The organism is Bacillus sp. iso_77, from assembly GCF_056173625.1.
This window is the reverse complement of the sequence record NZ_CM149683.1, coordinates 3,683,439-3,703,941: the sequence shown is the minus strand read 5'-3', so window position 1 is coordinate 3,703,941 and position 20,503 is coordinate 3,683,439. Positions and strand designations below refer to the sequence as shown.

Genomic DNA, 20,503 nt, shown 5'->3' with positions numbered 1-20,503 from the left:
ATCTCTCCTTTATTCTTAGTGCTTTTGTTTGACCCGGTGCAGAGCGTTGTCTAAGATGACACCAATTTCTGCTAGGGGTTTAGGCTGGCACATGTCTTTGTGCCGGCAATGAATGTCGTGCTGTTCAATGGTTCCGTTGATATAAGGTGCCCATGCTTCGGGATCAATCGGTGTAAACCAGTCTGGGATAATGGTAGATCTAAAGAATAATATGTCCCCTTGATAAGTTTTTGGCTGATATTCCCCGAGCAATCGCACTGAGTTGACATAGGTTTCTTTTAGATTTCTAATGGCATCCTCACTTAAGCTTGCTAGTGCACTGCCGTCTTTCTTCAAGATGTCGACAGCACTCTTCATCGTGAGCGGTTCACCTGTTAAGGTATCTGGATCATAACCGCCGAGTGCAAGAAGAGCGATTAGTGCTTCTTCTTCATCAGGTGCTTCTTTAATCGGTAAGAAATGGTTCGGATAGGCATCCAGCATCGCAACGAGAGCGATTTCTTCACCTTGCTGCTGGAGTTGAGTAGCCATTGCTTGTACAACGTTTCCGCCAAGTGACCAGCCAAGTAGATGATAAGGGCCTTTTGGCTGAATCGTTTGGATGTGCTTAATATAATCGGCAGCCATATCATCGAGTGTATGCGGATAGTCATCTTTTCTTGCGATTCCTCGTGCCTGTAATCCATAAATAGGGATGTCTTTCTCTAATGTATTCAAGAGACCTGCATAGCACCAGCTAAGACCACCTGCTGGGTGAACACAGAAGAGAGGATGTCTTTCTCCATTTGTTCGTAGCGGCAGTAAGATTTCTAGTGCGTTTTCATCGCTTCCTGTTTCTAGTTTCTCTGCCAAGCTGGCAACGTTCGGTGCTTCAAACAACGTTCCGATGCTCAGTTTCACACCAAGTGCATCACGAATGCGGCTAATTAAACGAACCGCAAGTAAGGAATGCCCGCCAATGTCAAAAAAGCGATCGTCAATGCTGATTTTTGGCAAATCAAGCACCTCTTCAAAAAGATGACACAGGACTTCCTCTTTCGGGTTTCTTGGGCCGCGGCCATCCGTCTGCTGTATATGCAATTGAGGAGCCGGAAGTGATTTTTGATCAAGCTTCCCGTTTGCTGTAAGTGGCATCGTATCAATCTGTACATAAGCCGCAGGCACCATGTAATCAGGAAGACTGGCTGCCGCAAAATGGCGAAGAGTCTCTGTATCGAAATGGTCTTCTTCAGTTGTGACGATGTATGCAACTAAGCGTTTGTCGCCAGGCTGATCCTCTCGCAAAATGACGGCAACTTGTGCAACTGCGTCGTGGCGTGATAGAACGGCTTCGATTTCTCCAAGTTCAATCCTAAACCCGCGTATTTTAATTTGATGATCAGCTCTACCAATGTAATCAAGTGCCCCTTCTTCTGTCCAGCGAGCGAGGTCGCCTGTACGATACATCCTTGTGCCAGGCGCTCCATAAGGATCGGCAGGGAATCGATCTGAGGTCAGGTCAGGCCTGCCTAGATAACCTCTTGCCAAACCAGCTCCAGCTACATACATTTCACCTGTTGTCCCAGGTGGAACAGGTTGTAGGTATCCATCTAGTACGTACACGTGTAAATCAGGAATTGGTTCGCCTATTAAACTGCTGGATTTCTTTGCGATCATGTCTCGATTGAGTACATTGTACGTAACGTGAACGGTGGTTTCTGTAATGCCATACATGTTAATTAATTTTGGCTTGCAGTCTGAGTGACGGCTGTACCAATCTTCTAATCTGCTAAGTTCTAATGCTTCACCGCCAAAGATGACATAGCGGAGTGATAATGCTTGACCAAGTGTTTGTGTTCCTTGTCTATCTGCATGAGCTGATAGAAGGCGGAAGGTGTTTGATTAAGTACAGTCACACCTTCATCGACTAGAAGCTGCATCATCTCTTCTGGAGAACGAGAGATGGTATGAGGAACAATGACAAGTCGCCCGCCATATAAAAGGGGTCCCCATATTTCCCAAACTGAAAAGTCAAAGGCATATGAATGGAACATTGTCCAAACATCCTCTTCATCGAAATGGAACCAATGTTCAGTAGATGTCAGAAGACGGATGACATTTTGGTGTGGAATGACCACTCCTTTTGGTTTCCCTGTAGAGCCGGACGTATAAATAATATAGGCCGGATGCAGAGAAGATAGCGGCTCAATTCTGTCTATATCAGCCGGATTGTGATTTGGCGTAGTCAGCAATTGATCAATTGTTTCTTTTTCGTCTAACAAAATCAAATCGCAGTCAGCAGGGAGATGCAATGCAGCTGCTTTTGTTGTGATGCTGCAAACTGGTTTGGCATCTTGTATCATGTATGCCAGCCTGTCTGCTGGATAGTCAGGATCAAGAGGAACATAGGCTGCGCCTGCTTTATGAACAGCTAATAAACTGACGAGCATATCAATTGATCTAGGCAGGGCAAGTGCAACAAACTGTTCTGGTCCAACGCCTCTTTGTATTAATAAATGAGCAAGACGATTGGCTTTGTTGTTTAACTCACCATAGGTCAGCTGCCTCTTGCCATCCGTTACAGCCACTCGATCAGGGAATTGTTGCACCGTTTTTTCAAATAAGGCTGGGAGATTAGGTGCTTGGTCTGACTGAGCGAATGTCTGTTTGTCAGGGAGAAATGTTTGTCGTTCTTGATCTGATAAAATGTTCATTTGACCAATCGGCAGATGTGGGCGCTCAACTATCTCTGTTAAAAAGCGCTTCATTCTGTCAGCGATTGCTCGAACGGTACTTTGTTTAAATACATCTGTGCTGAATTCAAACAATCCTGTTAATCCTGCTGCTGATCCAGTTTCAGTTCTTTGTTCTGTCAATTCGATGGTCAGATCAAATTTAGCTGATCCCACTGGTTTTACGTAGAGATCCGAATCAAGTTGTGTCAGCTTCATTTCTGCCTTTGGTGTATTTTGGAAGGCAAGCATGACTTGGAACAATGGATTCCGTGATCTGGAGCGGGTTGGATTTAGGATTTCCACTAGCCGTTCAAATGGCAGATCCTGATGCTCATAGGCTGCTAAGTCAACGTTTCGCACTCGCTTCAATAGCTCACTGAAGGTTGGATTACCAGCTGTATTTGTACGTAATACTAGTGTGTTCACAAACAATCCGACAATATCGTCAAGTGCATCGTCATTCCGTCCAGCAATTGGACTGCCGATTGGGATATCTGTCCCCGCCCCAAGGCGTGTCAGTAATGCTGCAAGTGATGCTTGAAGCACCATGAACAAACTCACTTGATGCTGTTTCGCAAGCTCAAGAAGGTTTTGATGTAAAGCCGGTTCGATCGTAAAGTCTATTGTCGCACCGTTGAAGCTTCCTTCCTGTGGACGTGGGAAGTCATAGGGAAGCTCAAGTTCTTCTGGCAGGTTATGTAAGGCACCTTTCCAATAGCTGAGCTGCTTGGCAAATAGACTATCCGTCTCTTTTTCACTGCCCAACAGTTTCTGCTGCCAAATAGCATAGTCAGCATATTGAACAGGTTCCGCTGGCAATGAGGTGGATTTCCCTTGAATACGAGCTTCATAAGCAGCAGCTAAGTCTCGTGTCAACGGTGCAAGTGACCAGCCGTCACCAGCGATGTGATGCAGCAACAGAAGCAGCACATATCGATTGCCATCAAGCGTGAATAATTCTGCTCGCAGTGCAGGTTCTTCTTCAATCTGAAAGCTATAGCGAATGGATTCATTTAATTGATTCTCAATTTGTTGATCACTTGAAGCTGTGACATGGAGCTCAGGCTGAACACTTTTTGGGTGTAAAATAACCTGTCTGGGCATGCCATTCTTATTTGGAAAAATGGTTCTAAGGGTTTCATGTTTTTCAGTGATATCTGCCAAAGCACCAGTTAGAGCTTGTTGATCTAGTGTACCTGTCAGCTGAATGACAAGTGGAATATTGTAAGTTGGACTTGGCCCTTCAAGGCAATGAAGGAACCAGAGCCGTTTCTGAGCAAAGGATAACGGAATCTCATCTGGCTTGTTTTCTACCTGAAGCGGCGGCCGAATGTCCTTTGCTTTATCTAAGTGCTGTGCAAGCTCAGCGACTCGGGGTGATTCAAAAATGGTGCTCATGCTTAGGTCTGCACCGAATGTATCGCGTATACGTCGAAGCAGACGAGCGGCAAGTAAAGAATGTCCGCCTAAATCAAAGAAACTATCATCTATGCCAATTTGAGATAGGCCAAGTGTTTCTGCAAATAAACTGCATAACATGTCTTCTTGGGGTGTTCTAGGTGTACGCTCAGAACTAACTAAAGACATATTTGGCACCGGCAATGCTTTGCGATCGATTTTGCCGTTTGGTGTAAGTGGCAGTTCCGGCAAAAAGACAACAGCAGAAGGCACCATGTAGTCTGGAAGTAATGCAGCCACAAATTGCCTGAGCTCTGAAGGGTGAAGAGCTGAGTCGTCTGTCAGCACAACATACGCACAAAGCAACTGTTGTCCAGGTTGATCTTCACGAACGATCACAGATGTATGCTTTATAGCTTGATGCTGCATAATCACGGTTTCAATTTCACCCAATTCAATACGGAAGCCGCGGATTTTAATTTGATGATCGGCACGGCTTATATAATCAATCGAACCATCTTCACGCCATCTGGCTAAATCTCCAGTACGATACATTCTCGTGCCTTTTGTGCCGAACGGATCAGCGACAAATCGTTCTGCCGTTAAGTCGTATCGTCCAAGATATCCTCTTGATACTCCTTCACCTGCAATATAAAGTTCACCGATTGATCCTGCTGGGACTGGGTTTAGTCCTTCATCTAAAATGTAAATGCTCGTATTCCAAATGGGTTTACCAATTGCCGGCCCGCTATTCTCTTGATGTGCTGTGACATTTTCCATCGTAGACCAGATCGTCGTTTCTGTAGGTCCGTACAAATTGGTAATGTCGCATTGAAGAGATTGCAGTGTGTGCAAAAGGGAGGCAGGAAGTGCTTCTCCTCCAACAAGAACACGCATACCTGTGATCACGTCAGGGTATTCATCTGCCAATGCATGCCACAACGTTGGTGTTGCCTGCATGATTGTGACATGATGAGAACGAATCATGTTTGAAAGCTTTGCTGGTTCTTGTATCGTTTCTTTTTTTGCCAATAAAATAGCAGCCCCATGTAAAAGTGGGAGGAACATTTCTAGCCCGGAAATATCAAAGGCTATGGTCGTTACCGCTAAAAGCTGGTCTCCTTGATCTAATAAAAATGCATCTTGCATGGACAATATAAAGTTGACTACATTTCGCTTTGTTACAACAACACCCTTTGGTTTGCCTGTCGATCCTGACGTGTAGAGGATATAGGCGGGGTGATGTGGAGAGCCCTCGCTCCAGGTAGGATTGAGATGCGGACTGCCTGCTATCTCCTGATGAACAGTTGCATCATCCAGTTGAACGATGTGCGGATAGTCCAAACCACCTGCTGTCTCATTGATTGTGAGCAAGCACGCCGGTTTGGCATCCTCTAGCATATAGACGACACGATCGTTAGGATAATCAGGGTCTAGTGGCAGATATGCGGCTCCCGTTTTGACGACGGCTAATAGACTTACGACCATATCGATGGATCGAGGCAGAGCGATTGCGACGAATTGTTCTGGTCCAATGCCACGATTTTTCAAATAATGAGCTAATTGATTTGCCCGCTGATTCAACTCTTCATAGGTCAAAATGATTCCTTCAAACTGTAATGCTTTTGCTTGCGGCGTTTTGCTCACTTGTTTTTCAAATAGTTCCCGTAATGATTCTTTTGGTAATTCTCGTTTTGTATCATTCCAGTGCTTGAGAATGTTCTCTTTTTCTTCAGACAAAAGAAGGTTGAATTGACTGATTGTCTGATCTTGCTCTAGTCCGGTTATTTCCTCCAGCAATTGAAGAAAACGATGTTGATGAGCGTCAACGGCTGTCTCTTTGTAAACAGCAGGGTTTGCATCAAAGTCGATTTGAAATCCGTTTCCATCCGCACGGTCGTATATGTTGATCGATAAATCATCTACCGGTCCTGCTGAGAGATTGTGTGCTCGACCAATGCTCTGATCGAACTTGAGATCATAATCAAATGGCATGATATTGATCTGTGGACCGAATAATCGTTGATTTCTTCCGATGAGCTTAAAGTCTCTCCTCATGTCTTCATGACGATATCGTTGATGAGGACGAATGGCTTTCAGTTCATCAGATACTTGACGAACAAGTGCTGAGAGCGTCATTTCTGGTTTGCATGTTAAACGAAGCGGTACCAGGTTCATGACCATTCCAGGTGTTTGCAAGGCGCACGATCCAAGGCGCATCATCACAGGTAATCCTAAAACAATATCATGTGCACCCGTCATACGATGCATATAGAGTGCGGATGCGGCAAGAATCATTTCATGCCACGTACTACCGAAGGCTTGGGCGTTTTTTTTCATTTTGCTTACCTTTTCGGCATCGTATCTAGCCGTTTTCCGGATAAAATGATCCGACGTTCTTGGGGCAAGCTCAGCAAGGCTGACAATTTCCGGTTGATCAGCAAAACGATTTTTCCAAAATGCTCGATCATCTTCAAATCGATTGGACTGTTGATAAGTGACCTCTTCTTGGACTACATCATGTAAAGCTCCAAATGTTTGAGGAGGCACAGGTGTCCCTTGCGATAGGGCTGAATAGACCTCAGCAACACGACGTGCAATGAGCGAAAAGGCGAATCCATCAATAGCAATATGATGAATGCGCTGATACCAAATGAATCGATCGTCAGCAAGTTGAAAAAGCACTTCACGGAATAATACATCTTTCTCTAAAGAGACTGGTGTGGAAAGATCGGCTTTCATCCATGCTTTAGCCGCATCAAACGGCTGTTTTTCATTTTGTAAATTGACATATTGAAATGGGATTTCTTTCTTAGATGTCATCCATTGCTTTGGACCGTCAGTATCCTCAACGAATTGCATATACAAGGAATCTGCTTCTAAGACAGTCTTTCGAATGGCTGCTTCAAAGTGTATGGGATCAATAGGACCTTTAATCTCTATATACTCAGCTGTATTGAAAATAGGGTTAGATGGATCAAGCTGCTGCGCATACCAAATGCCTGATTGGGCACCGGTTAGTGGGAATGAATCGACGGACTGGATCGACAAGGGCCTAAACCTCCTTTACAAGTAATCGATATTTGGGATAGATGGCTGTTTTTCTGGGAAAAGAAGAGTCCGCCAAGACATGAGCGTTGGATTTGCTGCAAGCTCAACGAAATTGACTGTTGCTCCTTGCTGTCTCCACTTTTCCGCTAGGCTCATCATTCTAATTGAATCAAGGCCAAGGTAGACGAGATTCTCGTCAAGCGGTATTTCATTTGGATTGATTTGAAGATACTCAGCTACTTGGTGAACGATGGCATCAAAGGATAGGTCATCACTGTTTGCTTCTTGTCCTGTTAAACGACTGATGATTTGGTTTGTCGTTGTGGTGACTGCACAGCGTTCAGCTGCATAGGTCATTGCCATTTTGTGATGCTTAAGTGAAAAGTCAGCGACGGCATCGGCGACAAAAAAGGTTTCAATATCGAACATGAATGCTTCTGCGGCTGTCAGCATACATCCAATATGTGCATATACGCCAGTAATGATCAGTTGATCACGTCCGCCTTCGTGAAGAAGATCTAAAAAGTTGGATTTTTTGAATGCGCTATAACGCCATTTTGTCAGCATTGTATCTGATTCAGATGGAGCAAGCTGATCAATGATTTTTGTCAATGCTTCATCATCACCAAGACCAGGTCCCCAAAAATCGGTTAATAAGGCACGATCCTTCGGGTCTTGATCACCAGGTTGAGCTGTATAGACGACTGGAATGCCGAGTTCTTTGCATGTATCACGTAATTGTTCAATATGCTGCACTAACTCTGTAATCGGTGAAGTATCTTGTTGAAATGCATTTAAAAAATATTGCTGCATGTCATGTATCAGCAAGACAGCACGTTTCGGATCAGGGATCCAGTTCACTTTATTTTCGGGTAAATCATGTATGCTTGGCATTGGATACGCAGGAATAGTAGGGATTGCCATGGTTTTCACTCCTCTTTTTTATACGTTGGCAGTATGGATTGCAGCTAATTCTCTTAATGCTTTTTTACTGATTTTTCCTACACCTGTTTGTGGGAACGCATCAATCCATTCAATGCGGTCAGGAATTTTATAGGCAGCGAGCCCACGTTCTCTTAGAAATAACTTTAAGACATGCGGTGCTGGTTTGTTGTTTCCTTTCGCAATAACAAAGGCACATGAGCGTTCGCCAAGAAATGGATCTGGCATGGACACCATGGCGGCATCATGAATGTCAGGATGCGCAAGTAAATGGTTTTCAACTTCTTCAGCAGCAACCTTTTCGCCACCACGATTGATTTGATCCTTGTCTCTGCCTTCTACAACAACATTTCCTTCTTTGGTTAATCGCACGATGTCACCTGTTCTGTAGAAGCCATCGGGTGTAAATGCTTTTTTGTTTTGTTCATCGGCTTTATAGTAGCCGCGAATCGTATAAGGTCCTCTTGTTAAAAGGTGTCCAGCCACTTCATTCGGGACGGGCTTGTCCTCATCGTCTACCACTAGTACCTCATCATATTCAGACATCGGGCGTCCTTGTGTATGGATAATGACATGTTCAGGGTCATCCAATCTGGTATAGTTGACCAGACCTTCTGCCATGCCAAAAACTTGCTGTAACTTACACCCAAGGGCAGGCATCACTCGTTTTGCTGCCTCAGCACTTAATTTAGCACCACCGACTTGTAAGACCTCAAGACTCGATAAGTCATCTGATCGATGAGGAGCGGCTTCGAGCCAAATCAATGCAATTGGTGGAACGACAGCGGTAATAGTCGCCCGTTCTTTTTCAATGAGTGGAAAGACGACATCAGGGCTTGATCCAGGTGCAAGAACGACTCTTCCACCAGCGTATAATGTCCCAAGAACGCCAGGCGAGCTTAATGGATAGTTGTGTGCAACTGGAAGTGTAGCTAGATACACACTATGTTGTGTGAGCTCGCACACCTCATTGCTTTTCCAAAGACTATAAATATAGTCATCATGTGTACGGGGTATGAGCTTAGAAAGGCCTGTGCTTCCTCCAGATAACTGAAGAAACGCAATGTCGCTTGCCTCTACATGTATTTGTGGATCGAGCGCTGGGTCCTTGCGCAAATCATCCAAGTCTAGGAATTCCTCAGCTTCTCCTGCAACAATGACATGAGGTAATGAGGGAAGTTTTTCTTTCACTTGACGAGCGAGTGATCGATAATCAAAGCCGCTATCGACATCTGGTATGACATATGCGTCTGCTTCGGCAAATTCAATAAAATAAGTGATTTCACTGCTTCTATGAGATGGCAGTGAGAAGACGGGTAAAGCACCGATACGAAATAAAGCGAAAACGACTTCAAAAAAAGCAGGAATGTTAGGTAGCTGCACGACAACTCGACTTCCCTTTTGGATTCCAAGCTGATGAAAACCGGCGGCAAGACTGCTGACGCGCTCATCAAGTTCTTGATAGCTCATGTGTGTATCAGCGTATGTAATCGCTGTTTTATTTCCTAACGATACGGCGCGTTCACGAAGCATCCCGCTAAAGGTTTCTCCACGCCAACAGCCGTTTTCACGGTAGCGTTTTGCAAATTCTTCTGGCCATGTAGGTGGTTGAACAAACATGTCTTTTGTCATCTCCTATGTATTTTTATAGCTGATGGATGCCCATCGCATGAAGCATCGTGTTGAATTTTGCAGATGTTTCGGCTAGCTCTTCTTCTGCCTTTGATCCTTTGACCACTCCTGCACCAGCAAAGAGGCGAAGGGAGTGACCTTCAGCTTCTGCACAGCGAATGGTGACAATCCAATCTCCATCACCATTTGCATCTGCCCAGCCGACCATTCCTGTGAAAAATCCTCGATCGAAGGGTTCAATCGCTTGAATGGCTTCACGTGCATCTGCTGTAGGTGTTCCGCATACTGCGGGTGTTGGATGGAGGCTAAGCGCTAAATCAATGGAGGACACATTGGAATCTGTTAATTCACCTTTGACCACAGTAGATAAATGCCACATCGTTTCTGTCTGTATGACGGATGGTGATGCAGGTACATCTAACGTATGACAGTAAGGAGCAAGCGCTTTAGTGACAGCATCGACAACCACTGCATGCTCGTGTAAATCCTTTGCAGAAGTAAGAAGTTCATCGTGACGACGCTGGTCTTCTACGGGGTCTGTACTGCGTGGCCGAGAACCAGCGAGTGGATTGGAAATCACAGATGAACCAGTTTTTGAAAGAAGCAGCTCAGGGCTTGCCCCAAGAAGTGTGCGCTTTTGGGAAGATTTCGGATCAGCTACGTTCGCAGCAAACGTATAACCAGTTGTATTATGACGAGCCAGCCGTTCGAGTATTGCTTTCGTATGAATGTCTTGATTTGATTTGAGATGGAGAGATCGAGAAATGACGATTTTGCTAAGCTCTCCTTTTTCAATTTTAGCTAACCCTTCGTTCACACCATTCATGTAGACTTCAGGAGAAGGGACAGGTGTCACCTCATAGGATGGTGATGTCACTTCTGATTCCTCATCACTTTGATGAAATTCGAGTGGATCACTAAACTGTACATGGACTGGCACATTTAAACGAACGGGTTGCGCCGGATCAAACGGAACAGCACCAGCAACAATCGGTGTTTGAATACCAGCTTGTTTGGCAGTCTCAAAAACATGGGCTACCTTTTTGGATAGTTCATCGAGTTGATTGGTTTTAATATGCTGGAATATCCCCTCTGCAAGTAACGCTCGTTTAGGAGAAGCAAGGAAAAATGCGCCTGGCTGATAGTCTTGGATCAGCTGTACTTTTTCTTCTGTCGACAATAATGAATGTTTCATGAAAAGGCCTCCTTTTTGATAAAATGCTAAATTCCGAGTGTTGCACCACCATCAATTGTGAGATTCTGCATCGTAATATGACTGGATTGCTCAGATGCAAAGAAGATGACTGCATCAGCAATCTGTTGAGGGTCAGCGATTTTTTGTAAAGGAATACCGGTTTTATACGTCTCTAATGAACCTTTAATCACCTGATCTGCTCCTTGCTCATCAGACCATAAAGCCCATTGCATAGGTGTTGCGGTAGAGCCGGGCGAGACGACGTTGCATCTGATGCCATAGGTAGCCAGCTCTAATCCAAGCGTTTTTGTAAAAGAAGTAGCTGCTGCTTTTGAAGCAGCATAGGCAGCCATATTCATTCTAGGAATGGCACCTGCGTTAGAACTGACAGTCACAATGACCCCTTCTGATCTTTTCATCATGTATTTGGAGACAGCTTGGGATATGTAAAAGAGACCATGTGTATTGACTGCGAAGGTTTGGTGCCAATCATCTGTACTAATCTGATCAATCGAACTAATCCGAAGAATGCCTGCTACATTGACCAGTAAATAAATGGGGCCAAGCTGCTTTTCAATTTGATCGACAATGTGCTGAACAGATGCTTGGTCGGTAATGTCACCTGGATAGGCAAAGGCACGTATGCCTTTATCATTCAACTTCTGCACGGTGCTTTGCAGCTGATCTTCATTTGTGTCAACTGCTGCAATGATCGCACCTTCATCTGCTAGTCTTTTGGCGACTGCTTGTCCGATACCTTGCCCTGCGCCTGTAATAAGGGCAATTTTATGAGACAGACCACTCTGTTTCATGTGTTCACTACCTTTCTTTCAAGTCTGTAGTTGTTAAAGGATCTTGATGATAAAATGCAAAACGAAAAGCGTCATTCATCAGCACTGGTAAAACAGACGTATGTCCTTCTTCAGGAAATTCGTGATAGGTCGTATGCAAGCCATACGAGGATAAAGGCAGCATACGATTGGCTAGAGACTTTGCATGAGCATTCATTTGACATGGATGATGTTTTTCTAACTCACCTACACCTACAAGTAGCCTTACATCCATAGGCACTTGACGGATGCGGTTGGTAAATTGGTGTTCTTTTTCTAGAAATAATTCTTTGTTCCAGTGGATAGAAGGACTGCCCGCAATATATGTCTGATAAGCGTCAGGGTGCTCAAATAGTGTGTGTAATACAAAAAGCCCGCCAAGAGAATGGCCAAATAGTGTTTGACGACTCTGATTGATCGGAAAGCGCTGCTCAATGTATGGCTTAACCGTCTTTTCTAAAAAAGAAAAGAAAGCAGAGGCGCCGCCATATGTATGGATGGAGAAGTCCTTTCTTTTACCCCCAATGGAAACGTCAGGGCCGGTAAGAGTGAGATCATAATGCCTAAGCGGATGATAGGGCGCTTCTGTCTGATAGCCAATTCCAACAATAATAGCAGGTACGACACCTGTTTTTTCAGGTCTTCTTGACTGTAAACGGATGGCTTCGACCATTGTGCCAAAAAGTGAATTCCCATCAAGCACGTACATGACTGGAAAACCAGTTTCGGGAGGAGTGGTATTCGGTTTAAATATAAAAAGTCTGTATGGGTGTGCTGTGATATCTAGTTGCTCCGTCCCAGGTATAAAAAAAGGACGGCTTTCTCCAAAAAGTGAATCATCAGTACCCATTCCTTCAGTGCGTTTGGCCATATGTGGAAAATCCCCTTTCTCAAATTGACCTCATATGATGATAAAAGCAGGCTTGCGGATAGTGGATGAGTGTAGTAATAAAAATTTAAATGAAAATGATTCTCAATTATCACGCAAGCAAATCAAATGATAATGTTTATCAATTAGGAAGTCAAATGTTCATAAAGTGGTATAATCGATAATTTGATCTAAATATTCAGAAAATAAAGGACTAACTAACTACCAAATGATTGGAAATAGAGAATGCCGGATTGTGTCATTAAAACAGAGTAGAAATGCCAAAAAACCTTGACAGTCTCAAAACATTTACCATTTTCTTCTGTTTGAATCATGATTAAATATAGGTTTTTCTTCTTGAAATAATTTTGAGAAAAATAAGTCTATAGACCTTCTTGTGTTTTTAGAAAAAAAGAGGTGGATTTTGGGGAAAGTTAGTGTTCTTAATTCACAACTTATTCAATATCATGCTTAAATTCATAGACAATTTTCTATGGAAGACAAGATCGCAGGGAATGTAGGTAGAATGAAACCCCCATTAGGAAAACTGAGGCTAAATCTGCTTGAAAATCAGCTCAAGCTGAAAAATACGTTTACAGTGGCGAAATATCATGAAGCGAAGCAATCATGACAAGCACTGTAGAGTGGCGAAATAACATATAGCATCAAAAATGAGGCAATAAAAAAAGTAAGGGATGTGCCCTTACTTTTTGATCAATTGGTGTACATATCTGTCAACATCATTCACTTAAAATCCATCTGTGACATCATATTCGTAACGGATATCGGCTTTGACATTGCTCATAGTAGATCTCGCCGTAGCTTTTGCGTTGTACTTAAAGCTCCATTTTTGAGCGACTCTTAATTGATCATCCAGAGATATACGATAAGAACCACTTGTTGCAGAGGAGAAAAGTGATTGATACCAAATGTTACTATCACTAGCCATCAGTTTGTGTGTGACATTCCCTTGGTTTGGTGTTTGAGTGCTAGTTGTCGTAATTGATTTAACGATTGCATTTTTAGGAATTGAAGAATTGTTCGTTAAATCCATTGTAATGACAGAAGAATCAACCCCTAAAAAATTTAAAGATGAATTCCCCAAGTTGGTAGCCGTCCCCGAAAAATTGAATGTCCCATTTCCAGATTTAATACGATCTTCAATGGAAACAGTAAAATACATATTCCCTGTATATGTACCACGGGTCACTTTCACAAAATAAGTTTCTGAAGTTGAAGTCAGGTCACCAGTATTTGCAAAAATAAAGGGTGTGACTGAATCAGGATTAATCACCCTGGAACCTGGCTTAGAACCCTTCGAATTATACACCTCGATTTTCATACCCGTATATTGCTTATTATAAGAACTTCGTACATAAACCCTTTCACCTTTATTAATCGTGAACTGATAATACGCTTCATTTTCACCTTCAGGTAAGATTGTCGTGTCTGAACGATTATTTTTCCAATAGCCCATTGAACTTGCAGTGTTAGGACTGTTATTCCCTGTAATAGCTGCTTCCGCTGACGTAGGTACAAAAAAACTAGTAACAAGCGCCAATAATAATGACGGTAATAATAAATGTTTAAAGATAGTATTTGTCATATATTAACCCCCCCTTGTAATAATTACTATATCGACATTAAACTAACAAATTTTAACTGAAATGCCGATATATTTAATAATCACTATTTTCTTAAAAAAGGAGAATTAAAATGAATATTAATACGTCATACACAGCCCGTGCTTCGAACAATTTGAACCAAATAGACGCTAAAGGTCAATCAGCTATTAAAAGTACAAACGAAGTGATGACCGAATCTGATAGACGAATGAAAATATTAGATGAAAAATACGAAAAAATAAATGAACAAAATAAACGATTCAAAGATCCTCATGGTCACATATTTGATAAGTATCGAAATCAACACTCTCCTTATTTCAGAAGTGATCTAACTAAAGTGGAGAGAGAAGCTGCTTATACGATGGAAATTGGATGGGCTAATTCTGGAACAGGTGGACAATATGACTTCAATGACGCTATTTTCCGTAATGAAAAACGGTACGATCCTACCCAAGAAAGTGTAGAAAAGAAACTATTAAATCGCCAAAAGGTGAACGAACAACTGCAAGCTTTGTTTTCTACCAATGGTTTGAATATTCCTAAAAATGCTAATTTAACTTTTACCATTGACCCTAATCATTTTAAATTAGTGGTGAGTGGAACAACTGATGAATCACTGATCAAACAAATAGAAGACATATTGAATACAAGCAACAATACAAGAGAACTATTTTTTCATATTATGAAAAGTAGAAATGATGATTCGACTCAATTCACGCCGGATTCACTTGCAAAGTTCCACCTTGTCAATCAAATCAAAACGGTGACAGGCTACAATTTAAAAGATTTAAGCATTGTAAACGGTCAATTTGTAACGGATACCGGAGCAAATATTTTTGATATCTACAAAGAAGAACTTCTGAAAAACCCATACACAGCAGAAAATGCCCGCATTGCTGCATCACATTATGGTGCACAACTCTTTGATTTAGCGAAGAACGGGTATGATTCTATTCCCGATTTGGTGTTATCTATTGGGTATGAAAACGGGTCTTTATATGACATTGGACAAAAGGTGAATTACGGAGTATCAAAGTGAAGATCAATACATCAAACGCAGCAACTGTTCTTAACAATCAGAACTTTACCGACTACAATAGCCAATCAGCTATTAAAAGTACAAACGAAGTGATGACCGAATCTGATAGACGAATGAAAATATTAGATGAAAAATACGAAAAAATAAATGAACAAAATAAACGATTCAAAGATCCTCAGAGTCATATATATGATAAGTATCGAAATCCATACTCTTCTTATTTCAGAAGTGATCTAACTAAAGTGGAGAGAGAAGCTGCTTATACGATGGAAATGAGTTGGGCAAGGAATAATAAAGGTGGACAATATGACTTCAATGATGCTATTTTCCGTAATGAAAAACGGTACGATCCTACCCAAGAAAGTGTAGAAAAGAAACTATTAAATCGTCAGAAGGTGAACGAACAACTGCAAGCTTTGTTTTCTACCAATGGTTTGAACATTCCTAAAAATGCTAATTTAACTTTTACCATTGATCCGAATCATTTTAAATTAGTGGTGAGTGGATCAACTGACGAGTCGCTGGTCAAACAAATAGAAGACATATTGAATACAAGCAACAATACAAGAGAACTATTTTTTCATATTATGAAAAGTAGAAATGATGATTCGACTCAATTCACGCCGGATACACTTGCAAAGTTTCACCTTGTCAATCAAATCAAAACGGTGACAGGCTACAATTTAAAAGATTTAAGCATTGTAAACGGTCAATTTGTAACGGATACCGGAGCAAATATTTTTGATATCTACAAAGAAGAACTTCTGAAAAACCCATACACAGCAGAAAATGCCCGCATTGCTGCATCACATTATGGTGCACAGCTCTTTGATCTAGCGAAGAACGGGTATGATTCTATTCCTGATTTGGTGTTATCTATTGGGTATGAAAACGGGTCTTTATATGACATTGGACAAAAGGTGAATTACGGAGTTAAGAAAACGATAGATTAAAAAACGCACGTGATATTTTCAATATTTGATCATGTGCGTGTTCATGCCATGTTGGAGTATCGATCACATGTGTGAACAACAACAGCTACAAATCCCATTAGCATACAAAGGACTCTATAACAATTTATGTTACAGAGTCTTTTCTATTTGAAGTGTGTTGTTTCGCTGTTCAACAAAACATCGACATGGTAATTTTGACTATAGTTGATGTTTTTCACTTTTTTATTGATGAAAATGTTAAAATGATGAGTAGCGTATTTTTTTATGAAAGGACGGTGCTTGGCATGACGGAACTTCTCGATGACCGGCTGCCGCCGCAAAATATAGAAGCCGAGCAGGCCGTATTAGGTGCTGTTTTTTTAGAACCATCTGCGCTAACGCTCGCTTCTGAGGTATTAATTCCAGAGGATTTCTATAGAATGTCGCATCAAAAGATTTACAATGCGATGCTTGTACTTGGTGATAGAGGGGAACCGGTTGACCTTGTCACGGTGACATCAGAACTTGCCAATACAGACTTACTAGAAGAGGTAGGCGGGATTTCGTATTTAACAGATATTGCGAACTCTGTCCCAACTGCCGCAAACATTGAATATTATGCGAAAATCGTGGAAGAAAAATCCATTTTAAGACGTCTGATCCGTACAGCGACAACCATTGCACAGGATGGATATACGCGTGAGGATGAAGTAGAAGATCTATTGAGTGATGCTGAAAAAACCATTATGGAAGTGGCTCAGCGTAAAAACTCAGGAGCTTTCCAAAACATTAAAGACGTTCTTGTTCAGACATATGATAATATTGAACAGCTTCATAATCGAAAAGGTGATATCACTGGGATTCCAACGGGTTTCTCAGAGCTTGACCGGATGACAGCTGGCTTCCAGCGAAATGACCTGATTATTGTAGCGGCTCGTCCGTCCGTAGGGAAAACAGCCTTCGCGTTAAATATTGCACAAAACGTTGCGACCAAGACAGATGAAAGTGTCGCCATCTTTAGTTTAGAGATGGGCGCTGAGCAGCTGGTCATGCGTATGCTTTGTGCCGAGGGAAATATCAATGCACAAAACCTAAGAACCGGTAACCTCACAGAAGAGGACTGGGGTAAGCTGACAATGGCGATGGGTTCGCTATCAAACAGTGGGATTTTCATTGATGATACACCTGGCATTAGAGTCAGTGAAATTCGCTCGAAATGCCGCCGTTTGAAGCAAGAAAACGGGCTTGGCATGATCCTGATTGACTACTTACAGCTCATCCAAGGGAGTGGACGATCAAGCGATAACCGTCAGCAAGAGGTATCTGAAATTTCTAGGGCTTTAAAGTCACTAGCAAGAGAACTTGAAGTGCCAGTCATTGCTTTATCACAGCTTTCTCGTGGGGTAGAGCAGCGTCAGGACAAACGTCCGATGATGTCTGATATTCGTGAATCAGGAAGTATTGAGCAGGATGCCGATATTGTGGCGTTCCTTTATCGTGATGATTACTATGACAAAGAATCAGAGAATAAGAACATTATTGAAATTATTATTGCGAAACAGCGTAACGGTCCAGTTGGAACGGTATCGCTGGCGTTCGTGAAAGAATATAACAAATTCGTCAACTTAGAAAGAAGATTTGACGATGCCGGTGTTCCGCCCGGTGCTTAAAGCCCAGCTCAAGAAGCTGGGCTTTTTTTGATCCATCTACATCGAAAGAATGACTGAAAAACAGTCGAAAAGAGGAGGAGTGGGAGAAAAAGAGAGCGTATACTAAAGGGAGAGAAAAGGAGTGATGACTGATGAAGTTTCAACAATTCGAAGCCGCTCAATTACGCATCGCACGTCCGACCGTCAACATGAAAGAGGTTGTTTCTTTTTATGAAGAAGGTTTAGGGCTGAAACGAATAGGCTCATTTGATCAGCATGAAGGGTATGATGGGGTCATGCTTGGGCTTCCTCACCAGCATGTTCATCTGGAAATCACCAAACATGAAGAAGACGAAAGCTTGCCTGTTCCCCACCCAGAGCAACTGCTTGTATTCTATATTCCGGATGAAGAAGAATTTCAGCAGATGAAAAAGAGACTGATCGCATCTGGCGGACGGCATGTCACCTCTACAAACCCGTACTGGGATCGAGGAGGCGTGACGATTGAAGATCCAGATGGATATCGAGTGGTGCTCATGAATACAGAAGGAATTACACCTGATTAAGAAAGACTCCCATCTTGTGGGAGTCCTTTTTGTTAGCAACGAGGCGTGACACGGAGCTTCAGTGCTTTTAGTCCATACATACCGCTGCTTGTCATTGGGACGTAAGAGAGAAGCTCTAGTGATTCATATCGTGACTGTATGGCTTTGATGGCAGTGCAGGCTTCCAGGCGAGCAAGTGGTGCGCCTAGGCAGAAATGAATGCCGTGGCCGAAGCCAATATGAGGATTAGGGTGCCGGTGTATATCGTACTCATGTGCGTTTGGAAATTGACGCTCATCCCGGTTCGCAGAAGCAAGAAAGACAATCACACTGTCTCCCTTTTTCAAGACTTTCCCTCCAAGTTCGGTGTCTTCTGTGACATACCGGACGATGGTAGGCGCAGGGGCACGAAAGCGGACAGCCTCCTCCACTGCACGAGGAATGAGGTCAGGTGATTGAGCGAGCGCTTCATACGACCCCGGATTTTCTAACAAAGTAAAGATCATATTGGAGATCAGGTTGGTGGTCGTTTCGTTGCCTGCTAACAGGAGCAGATTGCAGAAAGGAATTAATTCGTCTGCGGACAGCTTGTCTCCATTTTCCTCCGCTTGAATTAAAAGCGAAATCAAATCATCACTAAGGTTCTGCCGCTTCTTTTCAATGATGTCAGCAAAAAACGCCATCATGTCCGCTTCGCCTTGATCCCGTGTTTTTTGCCATTCAACGACATCTCTTTCTTCTTCACTTTTAGGCATGCTGACGAGAATATCGGACCATTCTTTAAAGGATTGTTTATGTTCTGTTGGCACACCTAAAAGCTCTGCAATGACAATCACAGGAAGCGGATAGGAGATGTCTTGAACAAGATCAATCTCTTCCTTACCTTCTATTTGTGCAATGAGATCATCCATTAACTCTTGAATGCGTGGTTCCCACAATTTCATCACCCGGGGTGTAAAGGCTTTGCTTACAATGGAGCGGATTCGTGTATGTTTTGGCGGGTCCATCATGACCATTGTTTTCATCAGTGAATGTTTCCGGTGGTCTTGAGGAGGTTGACTAGAAAAGGTATCTTTATCGATGGTGACGCGCTTTGCTTCTTCATAGGTGAAGACACTCCATGTTTGGCTGTGTTCATCAAAATGAACAGGAGATTCTTGACGCATTTTGGCGTACCAATCAAATGGGTGATACGGGTCCTGCTTATTTTTCCCTCTTAATAACGCTTTTTGAACGGCACTAGGTGTTGTTGTTTCCATGATCATCACTCCTTATAGGTTGTCAGATGATTCCTTTTTTTCACTGTGTTAGATTTAAAGGTAATTCATCAGGAGAAAGGATTCAACCAACAGAAAAGCGAAATCTGTTGAAGAAAATGGGAAGGGGAGAGCGGCTTGTGGCGGACTGCTACAGAGGGGATAAGCGCACAACTGAATCAAAGCAACAATTAAGAAAAGCATTATTTCAGTTATTAAAGGAGAAGGAATGGGGGAAGATTTCTGTACAAGATTTGACGAACAAGGCAGGAATCCATCGCACCACCTTCTATCAGCATTATGAGGATAAGTTTGACTTAGCTCAGCAGGTCATGGATGAGATGTTTGATGTCATGAAAACCGCTATTTTTGCTCCTGTACATGAAAATGAGTGGAAGAGCGATCATGCAGCATATGTGTATATTTACCGCTTTTATCAGCATTTGCAGGAACATGAAGAGGAGTATCAGATTCTCTTGAAAAGGGGAAGAGAGCTTAATATTCATCAGACAGCCAGTGCTTTTTTTGAAGAAAGCTTTACTTTGGGGCTAGAAGAAGTCACAGGTTCACCACCTGATCCACAACACGTTCCTCTCGAGATGCAGAAGCAATTTGTCATTTCTGCTTATGTTGGAACAGCTGAGTGGTGGCTGAGAAAAGGGAGACCATACTCACCCGACTTTATGGCAAGTTCGATGATTCAATTGATTGAAAATCACTGAACAAACGGAAATGAGAAAAACAGTAATTTTGATCGAAATCTTCTTATTTAAGCGTAGAATGAGCAATTAAAGCGCTTTTCCTCACATGTAAAACGAACAAAATTC

Annotated in this window: 12 protein-coding genes and 1 pseudogene; 5 read left to right on the top strand and 8 right to left on the bottom strand. The window is 42.5% G+C overall.

Annotated features, from left to right (window positions below; all coding sequences use genetic code 11):
• Positions 1-15: 15 nt before the first annotated feature.
• From AC0VYC_RS18990 to AC0VYC_RS18960, 7 genes and pseudogenes are all read right to left on the bottom strand, one after another.
• Positions 16-7,163 (bottom strand): annotated as a pseudogene (locus AC0VYC_RS18990) (amino acid adenylation domain-containing protein).
• Positions 7,164-7,178: 15 nt separating this feature from the next.
• Positions 7,179-8,087 (bottom strand): isochorismatase family protein, encoded by a 909-nt coding sequence (locus tag AC0VYC_RS18985; RefSeq protein ID WP_039169005.1) that lies wholly within the window; start codon positions 8,085-8,087, stop codon positions 7,179-7,181.
• A gap of 18 nt (positions 8,088-8,105) precedes the next feature.
• The gene (locus AC0VYC_RS18980) at positions 8,106-9,725 is read right to left on the bottom strand and encodes a (2,3-dihydroxybenzoyl)adenylate synthase (protein WP_113767269.1); all 1,620 of its coding nucleotides are present in this window, start codon (positions 9,723-9,725) and stop codon (positions 8,106-8,108) included.
• Positions 9,726-9,750: 25 nt separating this feature from the next.
• Positions 9,751-10,932: an isochorismate synthase DhbC gene (gene dhbC, locus AC0VYC_RS18975; protein WP_475389090.1), complete on the bottom strand. Its 1,182-nt coding sequence runs from the start codon at positions 10,930-10,932 to the stop codon at positions 9,751-9,753.
• 26 nt (positions 10,933-10,958) lie between these two features.
• Positions 10,959-11,744, bottom strand: coding sequence for a 2,3-dihydro-2,3-dihydroxybenzoate dehydrogenase (locus AC0VYC_RS18970; protein ID WP_024718455.1), 786 nt, complete (start codon positions 11,742-11,744; stop codon positions 10,959-10,961).
• A 7-nt stretch (positions 11,745-11,751) separates the two neighbouring features.
• Positions 11,752-12,633, bottom strand: a complete 882-nt coding sequence (locus AC0VYC_RS18965) for an alpha/beta hydrolase (RefSeq protein ID WP_045034903.1) — start codon at positions 12,631-12,633, stop codon at positions 11,752-11,754.
• A 745-nt stretch (positions 12,634-13,378) separates the two neighbouring features.
• Positions 13,379-14,236, bottom strand: coding sequence for a hypothetical protein (locus AC0VYC_RS18960; RefSeq protein ID WP_475389087.1), 858 nt, complete (start codon positions 14,234-14,236; stop codon positions 13,379-13,381).
• Positions 14,237-14,346: 110 nt separating this feature from the next.
• On the opposite strand from AC0VYC_RS18960, the gene AC0VYC_RS18955 reads away from it, so the two are divergent.
• The 4 genes from AC0VYC_RS18955 to AC0VYC_RS18940 all read left to right on the top strand — a co-directional run bounded on the left by AC0VYC_RS18955 (position 14,347) and on the right by AC0VYC_RS18940 (position 18,441).
• Positions 14,347-15,294 carry a DUF4885 family protein gene (locus tag AC0VYC_RS18955; RefSeq protein ID WP_475389085.1) on the top strand — a complete coding sequence of 316 codons (948 nt, stop codon included), beginning with the start codon at positions 14,347-14,349 and terminating at the stop codon, positions 15,292-15,294.
• Positions 15,291-16,247 carry a DUF4885 family protein gene (locus tag AC0VYC_RS18950; protein ID WP_475389083.1) on the top strand — a complete coding sequence of 319 codons (957 nt, stop codon included), beginning with the start codon at positions 15,291-15,293 and terminating at the stop codon, positions 16,245-16,247. The genes AC0VYC_RS18955 and AC0VYC_RS18950 overlap by 4 nt, the downstream gene beginning before the upstream one ends.
• Positions 16,248-16,531: 284 nt before the next feature.
• Entirely contained in the window at positions 16,532-17,896 is a 1,365-nt protein-coding gene (gene dnaB / locus AC0VYC_RS18945) for a replicative DNA helicase (protein ID WP_003214779.1), read from the top strand.
• Between the two features lie 131 nt (positions 17,897-18,027).
• Entirely contained in the window at positions 18,028-18,441 is a 414-nt protein-coding gene (locus AC0VYC_RS18940; RefSeq protein WP_024718459.1) for a VOC family protein, read from the top strand.
• Between the two features lie 32 nt (positions 18,442-18,473).
• On the opposite strand, the gene AC0VYC_RS18935 is transcribed toward AC0VYC_RS18940, so the two are convergent.
• Entirely contained in the window at positions 18,474-19,679 is a 1,206-nt protein-coding gene (locus AC0VYC_RS18935) for a cytochrome P450 (protein WP_407708790.1), read from the bottom strand.
• Between the two features lie 137 nt (positions 19,680-19,816).
• Here AC0VYC_RS18935 and AC0VYC_RS18930 point away from each other — a divergent pair, with 137 nt between their 5' ends.
• On the top strand, positions 19,817-20,398 hold the full coding sequence (locus tag AC0VYC_RS18930) for a TetR/AcrR family transcriptional regulator (protein ID WP_327229616.1): 582 nt from the start codon (positions 19,817-19,819) through the stop codon (positions 20,396-20,398).
• Positions 20,399-20,503: the final 105 nt, after the last annotated feature.

Coding starts and splice junctions, on each gene's coding strand:
- AC0VYC_RS18985 (WP_039169005.1), bottom strand. CDS start 8,087: ATGGCAATCCCTACTATTCCTGCGTATCCAATGCCAAGCATACATGAT.
- AC0VYC_RS18980 (WP_113767269.1), bottom strand. CDS start 9,725: ATGTTTGTTCAACCACCTACATGGCCAGAAGAATTTGCAAAACGCTAC.
- dhbC (WP_475389090.1), bottom strand. CDS start 10,932: ATGAAACATTCATTATTGTCGACAGAAGAAAAAGTACAGCTGATCCAA.
- AC0VYC_RS18970 (WP_024718455.1), bottom strand. CDS start 11,744: ATGAAACAGAGTGGTCTGTCTCATAAAATTGCCCTTATTACAGGCGCA.
- AC0VYC_RS18965 (WP_045034903.1), bottom strand. CDS start 12,633: ATGGCCAAACGCACTGAAGGAATGGGTACTGATGATTCACTTTTTGGA.
- AC0VYC_RS18960 (WP_475389087.1), bottom strand. CDS start 14,236: ATGACAAATACTATCTTTAAACATTTATTATTACCGTCATTATTATTG.
- AC0VYC_RS18955 (WP_475389085.1), top strand. CDS start 14,347: ATGAATATTAATACGTCATACACAGCCCGTGCTTCGAACAATTTGAAC.
- dnaB (WP_003214779.1), top strand. CDS start 16,532: ATGACGGAACTTCTCGATGACCGGCTGCCGCCGCAAAATATAGAAGCC.
- AC0VYC_RS18940 (WP_024718459.1), top strand. CDS start 18,028: ATGAAGTTTCAACAATTCGAAGCCGCTCAATTACGCATCGCACGTCCG.
- AC0VYC_RS18935 (WP_407708790.1), bottom strand. CDS start 19,679: ATGGAAACAACAACACCTAGTGCCGTTCAAAAAGCGTTATTAAGAGGG.